Source organism: Guyparkeria sp. TX1 (genome assembly GCF_046523965.1).
Lineage (GTDB): Bacteria > Pseudomonadota > Gammaproteobacteria > Halothiobacillales > Halothiobacillaceae > Guyparkeria.
Genome location: NZ_CP144142.1, coordinates 201,290 through 219,804, shown reverse-complemented (window position 1 = coordinate 219,804; position 18,515 = coordinate 201,290). Strand labels below are relative to the sequence as shown.

The following is an 18,515-nucleotide window of genomic DNA, read 5'->3' as shown; positions in this document are numbered from 1 at the left end:
TTTGGGGTGATATATCGATGGCACGTATTGCTGGGATCAACATTCCCGTTCAGAAACATGTGGTCATTGGCCTGACTTCCATCTACGGAATCGGCTCGACCCGCGCCAAGCAGATCTGCGAAGCCACCGGCGTGGCCGAGGATCGCAAGGTGCGCGACCTGTCCGAGGCAGAGGTTGAGGCCCTGCGTGCGGAAGTCGGCAAGTATGTAGTCGAAGGCGACCTGCGTCGCGACGTTTCCATGAACATCAAGCGTCTGATGGACCTTGGTTGTTACCGTGGCCTGCGTCATCGCCGTGGTCTGCCGTTGCGTGGACAGCGCACACGCACTAACGCACGGACTCGCAAGGGTCCGCGGCGCCTGGTCAAGCGCTAATCAGGCTTAATATTCTTTCGAGAGTAGGATCTTAATGGCTAAAGCAAGTCAAGGTACCCGTAAAAAGGTAAAACGCGTCGTCACCGATGCGGTCGCGCATATCCATGCGTCGTTCAACAATACGATCGTGACGATCACCGACCGTCAGGGCAACACCCTCAGCTGGGCGACTTCCGGGGGCTCGGGTTTCCGCGGTTCTCGCAAGTCGACCCCGTTCGCGGCACAGGTTGCGGCCGAACGTGCCGGCGAGGCAGCCAAGGTATATGGGGTCAAGAACGTCGATGTTGAAGTCAAGGGCCCCGGCCCGGGTCGCGAGTCGACCATCCGCGCGCTCAACGCCGTGGGCTTCAAGGTGGGCGTGATCACTGACGTCACCCCCATCCCGCACAATGGTTGCCGTCCGCCCAAAAAGCGTCGCGTTTGACGGTGCGTTTGTAAGGAGTATTTGACTTATGGCTCGTTATCTCGGTCCTACTTGTAAGCTTGCCCGGCGCGAAGGCACGGATCTTTTCCTGAAGTCCGGCGTCCGCGCACTGGAAGACAAGTGCCATCACGATCGCGCCCCTGGCCAGCACGGTTCCGGCCGTCGCCAGAAGGTGTCTGACTACGGTCTGCAGCTGCGCGAAAAGCAGAAGCTGCGTCGCATCTACGGTGTGCTCGAGCGGCAATTCCGTAACTACTACAAGCGCGCTGCGCAAATGAAGGGCTCCACCGGCGAGAACCTGTTGCAGATTCTCGAGTGTCGCCTGGACAACGTCGCGTATCGCATGGGCTTTGGTGCCACGCGCGCCGAAGCACGTCAGCTCGTGTCGCATCGCGGCCTGCTGGTCAACGGTGAGGTGGTCAACATCCCGTCGTACCAGGTTTCCATGGAAGACGTGGTCTCGGTGCGCGAAAAGGCCAAGAAGCAGCAACGCGTCAAGGACGCCCTCGAACTGGCCGCCCAGCGCGAAGTCGTGCCGTGGGTTACGGTCGATTCCAGCAAGATGGAAGGCGTCTTCAAGGCCGTTCCGACACGGGACGAATTGCCGGCGGACATCAACGAATCGCTCGTTGTCGAGCTGTATTCGAAGTAAACGGTTTTCGGGGGTACGTAATGCAACTGGGTTCTACAGAGCTTCTCAAGCCGCGCCTGGTCGACGTGGAAACGATCGACGACACCCATGCGCGCGTCGTGCTGGAGCCGTTGGAGCGTGGGTTTGGCTACACGCTGGGCAATGCGTTGCGGCGTATCCTGCTCTCGTCCATCCCGGGCGTGGCCGTCACTGAGGCGGAGATCGAAGGCACACTCCATGAGTACAGCGCGCTCGAGGGCGTCCAGGAGGACGTGCTCGAAATCCTGCTCAATCTCAAGGGGTTGTCGATCACCATGCACGGTCGCGACGAGGCGGTGCTGAGCATCAAGAAGACCGGTCCGGGGACCGTGACCGCCGCCGACATCAAGGCGGATCATTCGGTCGAGATCATGAACCCGGATCACGTCATCGCGACCCTGCGTGACGATGCCGAGCTGAACATGACCTTCAAGGTCGAGCGCGGCATGGGTTACGTGCCGGCCAGCGCCCGTCGTGACGACGAGGAAACGACGGTCGGTCGTCTGCTCATCGATGCGTCGTTCTCGCCGCTGCGTCGCGTCGCCTACTCGGTGGAGCGGGCGCGTGTCGAGCAGCGCACCGACCTCGATTCGCTGGTTCTCGATATCGAGACCAACGGCTCGATCTCGGCCGAGGATGCGATCCGCCAGGCGGCCGGCATTTTGGTCGATCAACTGTCGGTGCTGGTCGATCTCAAGGCGGAAAAGGCCGAGCCGGTCGAAGAGCAGGCCCCGTCCGTCGATCCGGTGCTGCTTCGCCCGGTCGACGACTTGGAGCTGACCGTTCGTTCCGCGAACTGCCTCAAGGCGGAAAACATCTATTACATCGGCGACCTGATCCAGCGGTCGGAAATGGAATTGCTCAAGACCCCGAACCTTGGCAAGAAGTCCTTGACGGAGATCAAGGACGTGCTGGCTAAGCAGGGGCTGTCCCTCGGGCAGAAACTGGAGAACTGGCCGCCGGCCGAGCTCCAGAATCTGAGCGAATCCAAGATTTGAACGAAATTTTTTGGAGTATTTGACATGCGTCATCGTCAATCCGGTCGGCAGTTGGGTCGTAACGCCTCACAGCGCAAGGCGCTGATGCGTTCGCTCACCAATGCCCTGATCGAGCACGAGGTCATCAAGACCACGGTTCCCAAGGCCAAGGAGCTGCGTCGCGTCGCCGAGCCGCTCATCACCCTGGCAAAGGAAGACAGCGTTCACGCTCGTCGTCAGGCCTTTGCGAAGGTCGGGAACAAGAGCACCGTCGGCAAGCTGTTCTCCGACGTCGGTCCGCGGTTCAAGGAGCGCAAGGGCGGTTACCTGCGCATTCTTAAGTGCGGCTATCGCGCTGGTGATGCGGCGCCGATGGCCTACGTCGAATTGGTCGAGCGTAGCGCCGAGCCGGCACAGGCCGTCGAGGAAGCTGCCGCCGAGTAATTCGGCAATCGGCGGGCGATGCGTCCGTCACAATGTAGAAAGCCCGCCAATTCGGCGGGCTTTTTCTTGTTCAGGGGATGTCGGCATCGCCGTCGGCGGCGGTCAGGCGCTGACCGTTTCATCGATGATGCGGTTCATCGTCTGCTCGACCTCGGTCGCGACATTGGTAAGCGCGGCATCGTCGCTCAGCATCGAGAGCATGGCAGTTGGGCGGATCATCGAGACGATGACCTTCCCGTCGCGCTCGTAAACGGCGATGCGGCAGGGCAGGGCGTTGGCGAGGTCCATTCGAACGGCAAGCACCTCGGCGGCACGCCTGGGATTGCAGACTTCGAATACCCGGCATTGCGGGGCGAAGTCGACGCCCTTGGCGTTGAGCGTGCCGTGGATGTCATGCGTGTGCAGCAGGCCAAACCCATTGGCCGGTACGGCATCACTCAATCGTTGGCAGGTGGTCTCGAAATCGTGCGGACTGTGGTGTTCGTCGATCATGGGTCAGTTGCTCCGATTGGTTTGTATCCGGGCGCAAGCTTAGCAAACCGGCCCGGTGTCTAATGATTCGGTTCAAGGATCCTGGTTGCGAAGCGGCTGACGGTCTCCTACGATGCAGAAGGTTTCGCGACGGCCGATATACGGGGTTCGCCATGATTATGGAACTTTCCGAAGGAAACGGCTGTCGCACCTTTCTATCGGGGCTCGGCACCCGGCACGTATTCCGTGTAAAGCCGAATCATTTAAATGAGGAGTGATTGCATGTCCGTTTGGAACCAGAAGTTGCGCAAATCCGTGATGGCCGCCGGTGTCTCCGCTGCGCTCGCCTTCAGTGGCGCGGCCGTGGCCCAGCAGGGTGGTCAGTCCGCACCGCACGGTGGTCAGGGCGGCGCTCCGGCACAGGGTCAGATGCCGGAAATGACCGACGAACAGCGCCAGCTGATGGAAGAGATGCGCTCGGTTCAACAGGAGCTCCAGCAAACGCAGGCCAAGCTGAGCGAGATGGAGCAGCAGGCCTACGAGAACAACCCGGAGCTGGGTCAGAAGCGTGAGGCGCTGCAGGCCAAGATCGCCGAAAAGATGTCCAGCGGCGGCTACGACGCCGAGAAGGAATTCGAGGAGATGAAGGCCACCATGTCCAAGTACCAGGGTGGCGAGCAACAGCCGTCCGAGGAAGAGGTCGAAGCCTTCCGTCAGCAGCAGCAGGAATTCCAGCAGCGTCAGCAGCAGGCATTCCAGGACGAGGAAGTGCAGAGCATGGCTCAGGACCTGCGTGGTGACGTCGAGCAGGTAATGAAGGAAAACAATCCGGAAGCCAATGAGCTGTTCGCCAAGATGGAGAAGCAGTCCGAGGAAATGCAGCAGCTGCGCGAGAAAGCCATGAAGATGCGCCAAGGTGGCCAGGGCGGCTAATCGCTCAACGCATCTGTAGACAGTAGCAAGGCCGGTCCCACGCGGGACCGGCCTTTTTCGTGCGTGGCGTCGAATCGCTCGTTGCCTCAGTCGTCGCTGTAACCGGGCTCGGTCGCACCGAAGAAGGCCTCCTTGAGCTTGTGCAGCTCGTCGCGCGCCTGGGCGGCGGCCTCGAACTCCAGGTCGCGGGCGTGGCGGTGCATCTCGGCCTCGAGCGTCTTGATGCGCTTGGCGGCCTGGGCCGGTGACAGGGTGGCGTAATCGGCCGGTGCTTCGGCTGCCTTGTCCGCCCCGCGACGCTTGCGCCCCGGACGGGCGCCGGGGATGCGGGATTCACCGGCCTCGAGAATATCCTCGACGCTCTTCTGGATGCCGCGCGGCGTGATGCCCATCGCTTCGTTGTGCGCCAGCTGCTTCTCGCGGCGGCGGTCGGTCTCGTCGATCGCCTTGCGCATGGCATCCGTGATGGTGTCGCCGTAGAGGATGGCCTTGCCCTCGAGGTTGCGGGCGGCCCGGCCTATGGTCTGGATCAGCGAGCGTTCCGAACGCAGGAAGCCCTGCTTGTCGGCGTCCAGGATGCCAACCAATGACACCTCGGGGATGTCGAGCCCTTCTCGGAGCAGGTTGATGCCGACCAGCACGTCGAACTCACCCAGCCGCAGGTCCTGGATGATCTCGACGCGCTCGACGGTATCGATGTCCGAGTGCAGGTAGCGCACCCGCACGTCGTGCTCCATCAGGTAATCGGTCAGGTCTTCCGCCATGCGCTTGGTGAGCACGGTGACCAGCACCCGCTGATTTTTCTCGGCGCGCAGGCGAATCTCGGAGAGCAGGTCGTCGACCTGGCTGGCGACCGGACGGACCTCGATCTGCGGGTCGACCAGCCCGGTCGGGCGGACCACCTGCTCGGCGATCTGATCGGCATGCGTCTCCTCGTAGGGGCCGGGCGTGGCCGAGACGTAGACCGTCTGGGGCATCAGGCGCTCGAACTCGTCGAACTTCAAGGGGCGGTTGTCCATTGCCGAGGGCAGGCGGAAGCCGAAGTTCACCAGCGTTTCCTTGCGTGAGCGGTCGCCCTTGTACATGCCGCCGAGCTGCGGGACGGTCACGTGCGATTCGTCGATGATCAGCAGGGCGTCGGATGGCAGGTAGTCATAGAGGCAGGGAGGTGGCTCGCCCGGCTGGCGTCCCGAGAGGTAACGCGAGTAGTTCTCGATCCCGTTGCAGTAGCCGAGCTCCTGGATCATCTCGATGTCGAAGCGGGTGCGCTGGGCCAGGCGCTGCGCCTCGACCAACTTGTCCTGCGATTCGAGATCCTTGAGGCGCTCGTCGAGCTCGACCTTGATCTGCTCGATCGCGCTCAGCAGGCGTCCACGCGGGGTGACGTAGTGCGAGGATGGGTAGACCGTGTAGCGCGGCACTCGGCGGCGCACCTGGCCGGTGAGGGGGTCGAACAGGGTGATCTGTTCGATCTCGTCGTCGAACAGCTCGATCCGCACCCCCTCGTCGTCGGCCTCGGCGGGGTGGATGTCGATCACGTCGCCACGCACCCGGTAGGTGCCGCGACGAAACTCCATGTCGTTACGGGTGTACTGCATCTCGGCCAACCGCCGGATGATCTGGCGCTGGGAGACCTGATCACCGCGTACCAGGTGCAGGATCATCTTGAGGTAGGCCTCGGGGTCGCCCAGGCCGTAGATCGACGAGACGGTGGCGACGATGATGACGTCGCGGCGCTCGAACAGGGCCTTGGTGGCCGACAGGCGCATCTGCTCGATGTGCTCGTTCACCGAGGCATCCTTCTCGATGAAGGTGTCCGAGGCCGGCACGTAGGCCTCGGGCTGGTAGTAGTCGTAGTAGGAAACGAAGTACTCCACCGCGTTGTGCGGGAAGAACCCCTTGAGCTCGCCGTATAGCTGGGCGGCCAGCGTCTTGTTGGGCGCGAGCACCAGTGCCGGACGCTGCACCTCGTGGATGACGTTGGCCATCGTGAAGGTCTTGCCCGAGCCGGTCACCCCGAGCAGGGTCTGGTGCATCAGCCCGTCGTTGAGACCCTCGACGAGCGTCTCGATGGCGCGGGGCTGGTCGCCGGCCGGCTGGTAGTCTGTTGCGATCTGGAAACGGTGTTCTGACATGGGGTGGGAGTATATAGGCTTGACCCTCGGCTTTCCGACGGCTTTTGCTTTATCATGCCCCGCTATATCCCTCGCCAAGGCCGCCGATTTCTTGTTGATTTACGGCCGAGTTTCGCGAGTGACTTTCCAGACGCACTTTTCAGGTATCCATGACCGATTCAAACCTCGAAGACCCGAACGCCCCGCGCGAGGCCGAGAAATACGACAACCCCGTGGCCAGCCGCGAGTTCCTGCTCGACCTGTTGGGCAAGCAGGACGGCCCGATCACGCTCAACCGGCTGATCAGCGAGCTAGGCTACGACGGTGACGAGGAGCGTATCGAGGGCCTGCGGCGACGACTGCGGGCGATGGAGCGCGATGGTCAGGCCATTCGCAATCGCCGTGGCGGTTACGTGCCGGTGACCAAGGCCGAGCTGGTGCGTGGCCGGGTGATCGGTCACCGCGACGGCTTCGGTTTCCTGGTGCCCGACGAGGGCGGCAACGACGTCTTCCTCTCGCCGCGCGTCATGCGCGCTCTGCTGCACGGCGACCGCGCCGTGGTCCAGGTGGTCGGCGAGGACCGCCGCGGTCGCCCCGAGGGTGCACTGGTCGAGGTGATCGAACGGGCCAATGCCGAGATCGTCGGCCGCCTGGTGATCGAGGCCGGTGTGGCGTTCGTCATCCCCGACAACACCCGCATGACCCAGGACGTGCTGATCCCGATGGAGGCACTCGGTGGGGCGAGCGACAGCCAGATCGTCCGGGTCGCGCTGGTCGAGCAGCCCACCCAGCGGCACAAGCCGGTCGGCAAGATCATCGAGGTGCTGGGCGATCACATGTCGCCGGGCATGGAGATCGACGTCGCCATCCGCGCCCACGGCATTCCCCATGAATGGCCGGAAGAGGTGGAGCGCCACATCGAGCACATGAGCGACCAGGTCGCCGAGGAAGACAAGGTCGGCCGGGTCGACCTGCGCGACGTGCCGATGGTCACCATCGACGGCTCGGATTCCAAGGACCTCGACGACGCGGTCTTCTGTGAGCCGACCCCGAAGGGCTTCCGCCTGATGGTGGCGATCGCCGACGTGTCGCACTACGTGCGTATCGGCTCGGCGCTCGACGAGGAAGGCTTCCGCCGTGGGACCTCGGTCTACTTCCCGGGGCGCGTGGTGCCGATGCTGCCCGAGATCCTCTCGAACGGCCTGTGCTCGGTGAACCCGGACGTCGATCGCCTCTGCCTGTGCGCGGAGATGCTGATCAACAGCCAGGGGCAGATTATCCGCTCGCGCTTCTTCGAGGGCGTGATGAAGAGCCACGCGCGCCTGACCTACGACAACGTCGCGGCCATGCTGCTCGATAACGACCAGCAAGAGCGCGACAAGCACGCCCATGTGATCAAGCCGCTCGAGGCGCTGCATGACCTGTACAAGGTGCTGCGGGCCGAGCGCGAGTCCCGCGGGGCGATCGACTTCGACACCATCGAGACCAAGATCGTCTTCGGCGAGAACCGCAAGATCGAGGCGATCGTGCCCTACGAGCGCAACGACGCGCACAAGATCATCGAGGAATGCATGATCGCGGCGAACGTTGCCGCTGGTCGCTTCCTTGCCCGTCGCAAGATCCCGTCGCTCTATCGCGTCCACGATCGCCCGGGCGCCGAGAAGATCGACGACCTGCGCGCTGCGCTCAAGGAGAAGGGGTTGACGCTCGGTGGCGGCGAGAAGCCGAGCCCGGCCGACTTCAACGCCCTGATCGCCGAGGCGAAGGACCGTCCGGACTTCGCCACCGTACAGACCCTGCTGCTGCGCTCGCTTCAGCAGGCGGTCTACGCGCCGGACAATCTGGGTCACTTCGGTCTGGCCCACGAGCACTACGCGCACTTCACCTCGCCGATCCGTCGCTACCCGGACCTGATGGTCCACCGCGCCATCCGGCACGTGTTGCGTACTGGTGCCGCCGAGGAGTTCCCGTACAGCCACGAGGAGATGCTGCTGATCGGCGAGCATTGCTCGAACAACGAGCGACGTGCCGACGAGGCGACGCGCGATGCCACCGATTGGCTCAAGTGCGAGTTCATGCTCGACAAGGTCGGTAATGTCTACGAGGGCCGGGTGGCATCCGTGCTGGGCTTCGGTCTTTTCGTCCAGCTCAAGGACTTCTTTGTCGACGGCCTGCTGCACATCACCGCTCTCAAGCGTGACTTCTATCACTTCGATCCGGTGACCGTCTCGCTCAAGGGTGAGCGCAGTGGCAAGACCTACTCGCTCAACGACACCATCCACGTCCGGGTCGCGCGCGTTGATCTGGACGAGCGCAAGATCGACTTCATGTTGCCGGAAGACGAGGAAGTCGCCGGCGGCGAGGACCAGTCGAGTGCCGATTCGGGCAGCGACGAGGACAAGTCCTCGAAAAGCTCGGAGAAGTCGGAGAAAAGCCCGAAGAGCTCGGATGACAATTCCGGCGACGAGGGCAACGGGGGCGCCAAGAAGCGCCGTCCGCGCCGCCGCCGTCGCCGCAAGCCCCAGGATGGGGGTGACGCCGGCGGCCAAGGTGATGGTCAGGGCGAAGGCCACACCGAAAGCAAGGGCAAGGCCGGCGATTCGTCCGACGACTCGTCCAACTGATCGTCGCCGCGATGGCACGCTCCCAAGAACCCACCTGGATCGGCGGTTTTCATGCCGTCGAGGCCGCGTTGCGCGAGCGCCCGGAGCGCATCGATCGGGTCGCCCTGTCGGGGCGTGATGATCGCCGCGCCCGTCGCCTGCAGGCGCTCGCCGAACGGGCGGGCGTCACGGTGGAGTCGCGTGACGAGCCCTGGTTCGACAAGCTGCGCAGTGATGGCCGGCCCTTGAAACACCAGGGGGTCGCGGCGCTGGTGGCCCTGAGCCAGGCCGGTGACGAGCAGGATCTCGCTGCGTTGCTCGACGGTAGCGATCAGGTGCCTCTGTTGCTGGTCCTCGATGGCGTCACCGATCCGCACAATCTGGGCGCCTGCCTGCGCGCCGCCGAGGCGGCCGGGGTGCTCGCGGTGATCGCGCCGAAGGACAGGGCCTGTGGCCTGACCCCGGCTGCGCGCACGACGTCCGCCGGTTCGGCCGAGCGGCTGCCCTTCTTCCAGGTGACCAATCTGGCCCGCACCCTGGCCGATCTCAAGACGCGTGGCCTGTGGATCGTCGGGGCGGCGGGCGAGGGGCCGGTCTCGCTTTACGAGAGCGATTTCGCCTGCGAACCGGTCGCCTTGGTGATGGGCGCCGAGGGCGGCGGCCTGCGCCGTCTGACCCGTGAGCGTTGCGACCAGTTGATCCATATCCCGATGGCACCGAATGTCGAGAGCCTGAACGTGTCGGTGGCCTCGGCCGTTTGCCTGTTCGAGTTCCGGCGCCAGCGACTGGCGTCCGCCACCTAAGGCGGCCGCGTCCCGGTTGCTCCCGTCGAAACCGGCTGGCGTTTCCGGTAAAATGCCCACCGAATCATTTCAATGTGGTCCGGTGTTCCCGCGCCCGCCGGCGAACGCCTAGCCAGGGAGTCAGCTGCCGTCATGAACCTTTCCGACCGGGTCCGCCGGGTCCGTCCCTCACCGACACTTGCCGTCACCGCCAAGGCCGCCGAACTGCGTGCCGCCGGCCGCGACATCATCAGCCTCGGTGCCGGCGAGCCGGACTTCGATACCCCGAAGCACATTGGTGAGGCGGGCATCCAGGCGATCCGCGACGGCTTTACCCGCTACACCGCGGTCGAAGGCATCGTCGAGCTGCGCCAGGCGATCGCCGACAAGCTCAAGAGCGAGCAGGGGCTTGAATACGGCCTGGACCAGATCATCGTCTCCACCGGCGGCAAGCAGAGCATCTTCAATCTCTGCCAGGCCCTGCTCAATCCGGGCGACGAGGCCATCATCACCGCACCCTACTGGGTGTCCTACCCGGACATGGTGCGCCTGGCGGGCGGCGAGCCGGTGATCGTCTCGGCTGGCCAGGACCAGGGCTTCAAGATGAGCCCGCGTCAGCTGGCGTCCGCAATCACCGACAAGACCCGCCTGGTGATGCTCAACAGCCCCTCCAATCCGACCGGCGTGGCCTATACCCGCGAGGACTGGGGACAGCTGGCGGACGTCCTGCGCGATCATCCCGAGATCGTGATCGCCACCGACGACATGTACGAAAAGATCCTCTGGGCCGACGAGCCGTTCTCGAATATCGCCATGGTGGCGCCGGACCTGGCTCCGCGCACGGTGGTGCTGAACGGCGTGAGTAAGGCCTACGCGATGACCGGCTGGCGGATCGGCTATGCCGCCGGTCCGGCCGACCTGATCAAGGCGATGAAGGTGCTCCAGTCGCAGAGCACGTCGGGTGCCTGCTCCATTGCCCAGAAGGCGGCCTGCGAGGCGATTGCCGGTGACCAGTCGGAGATCGACGCGATGGTGTCCGCTTTCCACGAGCGCCACGATTACGTGGTCGAGGCCCTGAATGACCTGCCGGGCGTCACCTGCCTGCCGGGACAGGGTGCCTTCTACAGTTTCCCCGACGTCTCGGCCGCCATGACGGCCCTGGGCATCGCCGACGACGTGTCCTTCGCCGAGCACCTGCTCGAAGAGGCCGGTGTGGCCGTGGTGCCGGGGTCGGCCTTCGGTGCCCCGGGCCACGTTCGCCTGAGTTACGCAACCAGCCTGGACGCGTTGTGCGAGGCCATCGACCGGATCCGCGCGGTCCTGGCCGCGGCCTGATCGAACCCGATTTTCATGGCGGCCGGCAGGGAGGTCGGCCGCCTTTCAATGTCTGCATTTCAAGCCCGAAGGGTTGGGAGTTGACCGATGGATGAGAACCGCAAGAAGGCGCTGGGCGCCGCCCTGTCACAGATCGAACGTCAGTTCGGCAAAGGGGCAGTGATGCGCATGAACGACGAGGGGCGACGGAATGTCCCCGCCATCAGCACCGGTTCGATCTCGCTGGATGCCGCGCTCGGCATCGGCGGGTTGCCGCGTGGCCGCGTGGTCGAGATCTACGGGCCGGAATCCTCGGGCAAGACCACGCTGACCCTGCAAACCATTGCCCAGGCGCAGAAGGAAGGCGGCACCTGCGCCTTCATCGACGCCGAGCACGCGCTGGACCCGGGCTATGCCGAGAAGTTGGGCGTGAACGTCGACGACCTGCTGGTCAGCCAGCCGGACACGGGCGAACAGGCCCTCGAAATCGCCGACATGCTGGTCCGTTCTGGTGCGGTCGACGTGGTCGTGATCGACTCGGTCGCCGCCCTGGTGCCCAAGGCCGAGATCGAGGGCGAGATGGGCGACAGCCACGTCGGTCTGCAGGCGCGCCTGATGAGCCAGGCATTGCGGAAGCTGTCCGGGAACATCAAGCGCACCAACTGCATGGTGATGTTCATCAACCAGATCCGCATGAAGATCGGTGTCACCTACGGCAGCCCGGAGACCACCACCGGCGGCAACGCACTCAAGTTCTATGCCTCGGTACGCCTCGACATCCGTCGCGTCGGCGCGGTGAAGAAGGGCGAGGAGATCATCGGCAACCAGACCCGCATCAAGGTGGTCAAGAACAAGATGGCGCCGCCGTTCAAGGTGGTCGATTGCGACATCCTCTACGGCGAAGGCATTTCGCACCTGCTGGAGCTGGTCGACCTGGGTGCCAAGCATGGCATCATCCAGAAGGCGGGTGCCTGGTACTCCTACGGCGAGACCCGGATCGGCCAGGGCAAGGACAATGCACGCCAGTTCCTTGCCGAGAACCCAGAAATGGCCGAGGAGATCGAGGCCCAGGTGCGGGAGATCATGATGCCCAAACCGGTCGCGGCCGAGACCGAGCTCGAGGCCAACGAGACACCGGTCGACGAGACCTCCTAAGGTCGACCACGTCCCGTGGACGACGAGAAACGCCGCCTGCTCGATTGCGAGAAGCGTGCGGTCGGCCTGCTCGCCCGGCGCGAGCACAGCCGGCTGGAGCTTGCCCGCAAGCTGGCCGATCGGGGTTTCACCGCCGATGAGGTCGAGCCGGTCCTCGAGCGTCTGGCCGACGAGGGTTGGCAGTCGGATCAACGCTACGCCGAAAGCCTGATCCGTGCCCGGTCGGCGCGTCGCTACGGTCCGGACCGTATTGCAAACGAGTTGGCCCAGCAGGGTGTCGACGAGTCGGTAGCTGGCGCGGCCTTCGCCGCCGAGCCGCAGGACTGGGAGGCGTTGGCGCGCGAGCAGTTGGTCGCCCGCTTTCGTGAGCCGGCCGAGGATTTCCCTGAGCGCGCCCGCCGACATCGGCACCTCGTCCGCCGCGGTTTTCCGCCTGATCTTGCCCATGAATTGGCTGGCTGGTGGCCCGAGTTGGACGAGTCCGATTCGGACCTCCTCTAGCGGGCGGCCCAACACTTCCCCCTGCGCATCGGAAATGGCGTCGGACTGCGCTACAATCCGCGCTTTGTCCTCCCGCTTTCCGAGATGGTTCGTGCATGAAAACCAGCGCCGAGATTCGTCAGTCCTTTCTGGATTTCTTCGCCGAGCGAGGTCACGAGGTCGTGCCCTCCGCGTCGTTGATTCCGGCCAATGACCCGACGCTCCTGTTCACCAACGCCGGGATGGTGCCCTTCAAGGAGGCCTTCCTCGGCCAGGAGAAGCGTGCCAATCCGCGCGCGGTCTCGGTGCAGCGCTGCGTGCGCGCCGGCGGCAAGCACAACGACCTCGAGAACGTCGGCTATACCGCCCGGCACCACACCTTCTTCGAGATGCTGGGCAACTTCAGTTTCGGCGATTACTTCAAGGGCGAGGCGATCCGCTATGGCTGGGACTTCCTGACCAAGACCCTGGGGCTGCCTGCCGAGCGCCTGCTGGTGACCGTCTACGCGACCGACGACGAGGCCTTCGCCCACTGGCGCGACGACATCGGCCTGCCCGAGGACCGCATCCTGCGTATCGGCGACAAGCCGGGCGGCGGGTCGGACAACTTCTGGCAGATGGGCGATACCGGCCCCTGCGGTCCCTGCTCCGAGATCTTCTACGACCACGGCCCGGAGATCCCCGGCGGCCCGCCGGGCTCGCCCGACGAGGATGGCGATCGTTTCATCGAGATCTGGAACATCGTCTTCATGCAATACGATCGGGCAGCCGACGGCACGCTCAGCGACCTGCCCAAGCCGTCGGTTGATACCGGGATGGGGCTCGAACGCCTCGCGGCGGTCATGCAAGGCGTGCACTCGAACTACCAGATCGACCTGTTCCAGCACCTGATCGACGCGGCCACTCAGGCGACTGGCGCGACCGACCGCGAGTCGAGCTCGCTCAAGGTCATCGCCGACCACATCCGCTCCTGCGCCTTTCTGATCGTCGACGGGGTGCGTCCGGGCAACGAAGGGCGCGATTACGTGCTGCGCCGGATCATCCGCCGGGCGGCCCGTCACGGCCACAAGCTGGGTCAAGACGCGCCGTTCTTCCACAAGCTGGTCGGGCCGTTGGTCAAGGAGATGGGCAATGCCTATCCGGAGCTGGTCAAGGCCGAAGACGAGGTCGCCCGGGTGTTGCTGGCCGAGGAAGAGCGTTTCCTGCAAACGCTGGCCTCGGGCATGCAGGTGCTCGAGCAGGCGGTCGCCGGGTTGCCCGCCGGCGGCACGATAGACGGCGAGACGGCCTTCAAGCTGTACGACACCCATGGTTTTCCGCTGGACCTGACCGCGGACATCGGCCGCGAGCGTGGGTTGTCGGTGGACGAGACCGGCTTCGAGCGCGAGATGGCCGAGCGTCGCGCCCAGTCCCGCGCGGCAAGCCATTTCACCGCCGAGACGATCAAGATCGGCACCGACGAACCGACCGAGTTTGCTGGCTACGAGCACGAATCCCTCGAGGCCACCGTGGCAGCGGTGGCCCGCGAGGGCAGCCAGGCCGAGGCGCTCGAGAGAGGCCAGGACGGCGTGATCGCACTCGACCGTACGCCGTTCTACGCCGAATCCGGTGGTCAGGTGGGCGATACCGGCGTGATCGAATCGGCCAATGGTCGCTTCGTCGTGCACGACACCCAGAAGCAGGGCGGCGTTTTCCTGCACCACGGTACGCTCACCGACGGGCACCTGGCCCCGGGGGATGCGGTCACCGCGCACATCGATGCCGACCGCCGCGCCGAGATCCGCCTGAACCACTCCGCCACGCACCTGCTGCACGCCGCGTTGCGTGAAGTGCTCGGCGATCACGTCCAGCAGAAGGGCTCACGGGTCGGCCCCGAAACCCTGCGTTTCGATTTCTCGCACGACAAGCCGGTGACCCGCGAGCAACTGCGGCAGATTGAACGACTGGTCAACGCCCAGGTCCGCGAAAATCACGCTGTCGAGACCCGCGAGATGGCGATCGACGATGCGCGCGCGGCCGGTGCCATGGCGCTGTTTGGCGAGAAATACGGCGACACCGTGCGCGTGGTGACGATGGGGCCGTTCTCGATGGAGCTCTGCGGCGGCACCCACGCCCGTCGCGGCGGTGATATCGGCCTGTTCAAGATCCTGGCCGAGTCGGGCGTGGCCTCCGGCGTGCGCCGGATCGAGGCGGTCACCGGGGCGGCCGCGCTGGCCGAGGCCGAGAGCGCCGACCAGACGGTGGGCGAGATTGCCGAATTGCTGCGCGGTCCCAAGACCGAGGCGGCCGAGCGGGTTGCGCAGATGTTGGAGCGCTCCCGTCAGCTCGAGCGTGAGCTGGCCAAACTCAAGGCCGAACTGGCCTCGGCCAGCGGCGATGAGCTGGCCGACAGTGCCGAGACCATCGGTTCGGCCAAGGTGCTGGTCGCCGAGTTGCCCGGCGCGGACGCCGGCACGCTGCGCGAGAGCATGGACAAGTTGCGCGACAAGCTCGGCACCGCCGCGATCCTGCTGGGTACCGTCGATGACGGCAAGGTGCGTCTGGTCGCCGGGCTGTCCATGGACCTGACCAAGACCTTCAAGGCGGGCGACTGGGTCAACGTCGCCGCCGCCGAGGTTGGCGGCAAGGGGGGCGGTCGACCGGACATGGCGCAGGCGGGCGGCAGCCAGCCCGAGCGTCTCGCCGAGGCCCTGTCCGCGGCCCGCGCCTGGGTGGCCGACCAGCTGCACTGAACCCCGGTGCCGGTTTGCTGTCGAAGGGTCGCGAGCCGGCTCATGGATGAAAAAGTCAATCGGGCGGTTTATACTGCCCGGCTGCTTTGACTTTCTCACGTCAGCGACAAGGAGCTGGTGCCGTGATGCCGGTGCCAAGGAAAACCACACTATGGCGTTAATCGTACAGAAATACGGCGGTACCTCGGTCGGTACGGTCGAGCGTATCCAAGCGGTCGCCGAGCGCGTGCAGCGTTCGGTGGCCAACGGCGACTCAGTGGTCGTCGTGGTCTCGGCCATGAGTGGCGAGACCAACCGCCTGATCGGCATGGCCAACGAGATTCAGGCCGAGCCGACCCCGCGTGAGCTGGACACCCTGGTCGCCACGGGCGAGCAGGTCACCATTGCGCTGCTGTCCATGGCCCTGCAGGCGCGCGGCCAGGACGCGCGCTCCTATACCGGCGCGCAGGTGCGCATCCTCACCGACAGCACCCATACCAAGGCGCGTATCCAGTCGATCGATACCGACACCATCCGCGGCGATCTCGATGCCGGTCGCGTGGTCGTGGTCGCGGGGTTTCAGGGCGTGGACGAGCACGGCCAGATCACCACGCTCGGCCGGGGCGGGTCGGACACGTCGGCCGTGGCCCTGGCTGCGGCGCTCAAGGCCGACGAGTGCCAGATCTACACCGACGTCGACGGCGTGTACACGACCGATCCGCGTGTCGTGCCCAAGGCCCGCCGGCTCGATCGGATCACCTTCGAGGAGATGCTGGAAATGGCCAGCCTGGGCTCGAAGGTCCTGCAGATCCGCTCGGTGGAGTTCGCCGGCAAGTACAACGTGCCCCTACGGGTGCTGTCCTCGTTCCAGGACGGCCCCGGCACCCTGATTACCCTGGAGGAAGACGGCGTGGAAGAACCAGTAATTTCCGGCATCGCGTTCCACAAGGACGAGGCCCAGTTGACCATCAAGGGCGTGCCGGACAGCCCCGGGATCGCCTACAAGATCCTCGGCCCGATCGGCGAGGCCAACATCGAAGTCGACATGATCCTGCAGAACATCGGGGCCGATGACACCACCGACTTCACGTTCACGGTGCATCGCAACGATTTCGACAAGGCTCTCGGCCTGATGCGCACCACCGCCGAAGAACTGGGCGCGCGCGAGGTCTCCGGCAACCACAACATCGTCAAGATCTCGCTGGTGGGTGTGGGCATGCGTTCGCACGCCGGCATTGCCTCGAAGATGTTCCGGGTGCTGGCCGAGGAAAAGATCAATATCCGCATGATCGCCACTTCCGAGATCAAGATCTCGGTGGTGATCGACGACAAGTACCTCGAGCTGGCGGTGCGTGCGCTGCACGACGCCTTCGAACTGGATACTCCGGAAGTATCTTTGAGCTGATCGACTAATATCCGGCATGGCCCCCGACGGAAGACAGGTGGGGCAGAAAAACACAGAGAGTGACCACATATGTTGATTTTGACTCGCCGCATTGGTGAGGTGCTGCGCATCGGCGACGACGTCGCCATCACGGTGCTTGGCATCAAGGGAAACCAGGTCCGAATCGGTATTGACGCGCCCAAGGATGTCGCCGTGCATCGCGAGGAAATCTATCAGCGCATCAAGAGCGAAACGGAGCAGGGCGGAGAAGACGACACCTCGAACTGAGGTCGTTCCGTCATGGCCATTCCGTCGCCGTCGTATGCTCGGGTTGCCTTGGGGCGATCCGTTTTCGACGCGTGGCGTTTGTACGTGCCCTCGAGGGCGTGGTTGAGCGCCCCGATAAGGTGGCCCGTCGCGTCTCGGCGGCATTGATTCCTGCCGTCAAAGCCGCTACCATGCGGCGCTTGTTGGAGAGGTGGCCGAGTGGCTGAAGGCGCTCCCCTGCTAAGGGAGTAAGGGGTTTATAGCCCCTTCGAGGGTTCGAATCCCTCTCTCTCCGCCACATCAGAAAAGCCCCGCCGGGTTACCGGCGGGGCTTTTTGCCGTGTGGGCGGCCGGGTTGCCGGTTACTGCCCGGGACGGTTGCGGGCCGCCATTAGGAAGGCCTACACGAATCGATGGCTTCTCTGGCTCGCGGGTTCGTTCGCAATCAAGGCGCCGGACCGAAGACGGGCTAGTTGCCAGTCGAGGGACGGCAACGCCGAGTGCGGGCGAACCCGCGAGCCCCGTAGGGCGGGCCGCCATGGGGCCATCTGCGGCGTTGCGGCCCTTGTAAAGGGCGACGGCCCTTCACGGCGGACCGCGTCTTGCATCTGACCCCATGGCGGTCCCGCAGAGATGCTATCGATTCGTGCAGGCCTTCTTTAGCTCCTCGTATTCCTCCGGCGCGAGGATCTGGCGCAGGTCGACGAAACTGCCGCTTTCGAATTCCTTCAGGCCCGGTAGCGCCTCGAGAATCCGTTCGGCCGCGGCGGCTGGTGACAGCAATGTATCGGTGCCGCGGGCGGCGTGGATGCGTTCAAGGGCGGGGAAGCGCTCGGTGTCCGACAACCCGCAGAGCGTGTCGATAATGCGGGTGTCGATCAGTCCCGGGGCGATCGCCGCCACGTGGGTATCGGGGAATTCGTGGGCGTACAGCCGGCAGAGCATGTTCAACGTCGCCTTGGACAGCGCATAGCCACCCCAGCCGCGGTTGCCCAGCACCGCCGCGCCCGAGGAGATCGCGACGATCTGGTCGACGGCGATATTCGATGCTAGCAGCCAGTCGAGGATCACCTTGTTCGCCCAGACGTTGATGTCCATGAGTTCGCGCAGTCGCTCCACCGACACGCCGCTCAGGTCCTCGATCTCGCCGAGGATGCCCGCATTCAGTACCACGAGGTCGAGGTGACCGACGCCGGCCAGCAACTGTTCCATGGCGGGGCCGATCGCCTCGAGGTCGGATAGGTCGCAGTGCACGTCGACCACCCGGTCGGCCAGGGCCGCGCAGCCGCGTCGACTGCAGCCGTGCACCCGGTAAGTCTCGCTCGAGCAGGGCATGGCTCAAACCCAACCCGAGGCCGCTGCTGTTGCCGGTGATCAGTGCGCTGCGGGCCTGGTTCGTCATGGTTGCCTCC

At 64.6% G+C, this 18,515-nt stretch carries 16 protein-coding genes, 1 tRNA gene and 1 pseudogene; 15 read left to right on the top strand and 3 right to left on the bottom strand.

Going from position 1 to position 18,515, the window contains the following annotated elements:
• The first annotated feature begins 17 nt into the window (after window positions 1-17).
• Genes rpsM through rplQ form a run of 5 tightly spaced genes read left to right on the top strand, consistent with a single transcriptional unit; the run spans window position 18 to window position 2,889 of the window.
• Complete coding sequence (gene rpsM, locus VWP12_RS01030; RefSeq protein ID WP_410474248.1) at window positions 18-374, top strand: 30S ribosomal protein S13; 357 nt, start codon at window positions 18-20, stop codon at window positions 372-374.
• Between the two features lie 34 nt (window positions 375-408).
• Window positions 409-798 carry a 30S ribosomal protein S11 gene (rpsK, locus tag VWP12_RS01025; RefSeq protein ID WP_125199293.1) on the top strand — a complete coding sequence of 130 codons (390 nt, stop codon included), beginning with the start codon at window positions 409-411 and terminating at the stop codon, window positions 796-798.
• A 28-nt stretch (window positions 799-826) separates the two neighbouring features.
• Entirely contained in the window at window positions 827-1,450 is a 624-nt protein-coding gene (gene rpsD, locus VWP12_RS01020) for a 30S ribosomal protein S4 (protein ID WP_125199294.1), read from the top strand.
• 20 nt (window positions 1,451-1,470) lie between these two features.
• Window positions 1,471-2,466 carry a DNA-directed RNA polymerase subunit alpha gene (locus tag VWP12_RS01015; protein ID WP_125199295.1) on the top strand — a complete coding sequence of 332 codons (996 nt, stop codon included), beginning with the start codon at window positions 1,471-1,473 and terminating at the stop codon, window positions 2,464-2,466.
• 24 nt (window positions 2,467-2,490) lie between these two features.
• Window positions 2,491-2,889 (top strand): 50S ribosomal protein L17, encoded by a 399-nt coding sequence (rplQ, locus tag VWP12_RS01010; protein WP_410474247.1) that lies wholly within the window; start codon window positions 2,491-2,493, stop codon window positions 2,887-2,889.
• Window positions 2,890-2,991: 102 nt separating this feature from the next.
• On the opposite strand, the gene VWP12_RS01005 is transcribed toward rplQ, so the two are convergent.
• On the bottom strand, window positions 2,992-3,381 hold the full coding sequence (locus VWP12_RS01005; protein ID WP_410474246.1) for a DUF302 domain-containing protein: 390 nt from the start codon (window positions 3,379-3,381) through the stop codon (window positions 2,992-2,994).
• A gap of 261 nt (window positions 3,382-3,642) precedes the next feature.
• On the opposite strand from VWP12_RS01005, the gene VWP12_RS01000 reads away from it, so the two are divergent.
• The gene (locus tag VWP12_RS01000) at window positions 3,643-4,293 is read left to right on the top strand and encodes a hypothetical protein (RefSeq protein ID WP_410474245.1); all 651 of its coding nucleotides are present in this window, start codon (window positions 3,643-3,645) and stop codon (window positions 4,291-4,293) included.
• A gap of 86 nt (window positions 4,294-4,379) precedes the next feature.
• Here the strand turns inward: VWP12_RS01000 and uvrB are convergent, their stop codons facing one another.
• Window positions 4,380-6,428: an excinuclease ABC subunit UvrB gene (gene uvrB / locus VWP12_RS00995; protein ID WP_410474244.1), complete on the bottom strand. Its 2,049-nt coding sequence runs from the start codon at window positions 6,426-6,428 to the stop codon at window positions 4,380-4,382.
• Window positions 6,429-6,577: 149 nt separating this feature from the next.
• Here uvrB and rnr point away from each other — a divergent pair, with 149 nt between their 5' ends.
• From rnr to VWP12_RS00950, 9 genes are all read left to right on the top strand, one after another.
• Window positions 6,578-9,031: a ribonuclease R gene (gene rnr, locus VWP12_RS00990; protein WP_410474243.1), complete on the top strand. Its 2,454-nt coding sequence runs from the start codon at window positions 6,578-6,580 to the stop codon at window positions 9,029-9,031.
• Window positions 9,032-9,042: 11 nt separating this feature from the next.
• Window positions 9,043-9,813, top strand: a complete 771-nt coding sequence (rlmB, locus tag VWP12_RS00985) for a 23S rRNA (guanosine(2251)-2'-O)-methyltransferase RlmB (protein WP_410474242.1) — start codon at window positions 9,043-9,045, stop codon at window positions 9,811-9,813.
• 132 nt (window positions 9,814-9,945) lie between these two features.
• Entirely contained in the window at window positions 9,946-11,127 is a 1,182-nt protein-coding gene (locus VWP12_RS00980) for a pyridoxal phosphate-dependent aminotransferase (protein WP_410474241.1), read from the top strand.
• An 87-nt stretch (window positions 11,128-11,214) separates the two neighbouring features.
• Entirely contained in the window at window positions 11,215-12,261 is a 1,047-nt protein-coding gene (gene recA, locus VWP12_RS00975) for a recombinase RecA (protein WP_410474240.1), read from the top strand.
• Window positions 12,262-12,276: 15 nt separating this feature from the next.
• Entirely contained in the window at window positions 12,277-12,762 is a 486-nt protein-coding gene (locus VWP12_RS00970) for a regulatory protein RecX (RefSeq protein WP_410474239.1), read from the top strand.
• A 95-nt stretch (window positions 12,763-12,857) separates the two neighbouring features.
• The gene (gene alaS / locus VWP12_RS00965) at window positions 12,858-15,473 is read left to right on the top strand and encodes an alanine--tRNA ligase (protein ID WP_410474238.1); all 2,616 of its coding nucleotides are present in this window, start codon (window positions 12,858-12,860) and stop codon (window positions 15,471-15,473) included.
• A 151-nt stretch (window positions 15,474-15,624) separates the two neighbouring features.
• The gene (locus tag VWP12_RS00960; RefSeq protein ID WP_125199306.1) at window positions 15,625-16,857 is read left to right on the top strand and encodes an aspartate kinase; all 1,233 of its coding nucleotides are present in this window, start codon (window positions 15,625-15,627) and stop codon (window positions 16,855-16,857) included.
• Window positions 16,858-16,926: 69 nt separating this feature from the next.
• Window positions 16,927-17,124 (top strand): carbon storage regulator CsrA, encoded by a 198-nt coding sequence (gene csrA, locus VWP12_RS00955; RefSeq protein WP_125199307.1) that lies wholly within the window; start codon window positions 16,927-16,929, stop codon window positions 17,122-17,124.
• A gap of 184 nt (window positions 17,125-17,308) precedes the next feature.
• Window positions 17,309-17,401, top strand: a tRNA-Ser gene (locus VWP12_RS00950).
• A 338-nt stretch (window positions 17,402-17,739) separates the two neighbouring features.
• Here the strand turns inward: VWP12_RS00950 and VWP12_RS00945 are convergent.
• Window positions 17,740-18,505 (bottom strand): annotated as a pseudogene (locus VWP12_RS00945) (SDR family NAD(P)-dependent oxidoreductase).
• Window positions 18,506-18,515 lie beyond the last annotated feature (10 nt).